A 261-nucleotide genomic window follows, 5' to 3' on the forward strand; every position below is an offset into this window, starting at 1 on the left:
CTTCTCAACGCTTCCTTTTTCGCCAGTCGGGCAATCTCCCGGCCTGTTTCATCGCTCGCGTCCACTTCAGCCGCCTCCAACGCACTCAGCCAGCGTCCCCAGACACCGCCTTCGGCACGAAGCTTCTCTTCATCCACGTCAGGCCAGGTCTTGTCGACGAATTGAATATGGAAAAAGTGAGCGAAACTGGACTGCAGCAGTTCGAGGGAAGGAGTAAAATGATTGACCCGTTCACCAGCAAAAGTCACATAGAGCAGATCG

At 54.4% G+C, this 261-nt stretch carries 1 pseudogene; it reads right to left on the reverse strand.

The window, feature by feature from the left end:
- Window positions 1–261 (reverse strand): annotated as a pseudogene (locus MXD62_RS08925) (DNA repair exonuclease); the annotation flags it as partial.

Origin of the sequence: Frankia sp. Mgl5, assembly GCF_023242985.1 — a bacterium.
GTDB classification, from domain to species: domain Bacteria; phylum Actinomycetota; class Actinomycetes; order Frankiales; family Frankiaceae; genus Parafrankia; species Parafrankia soli.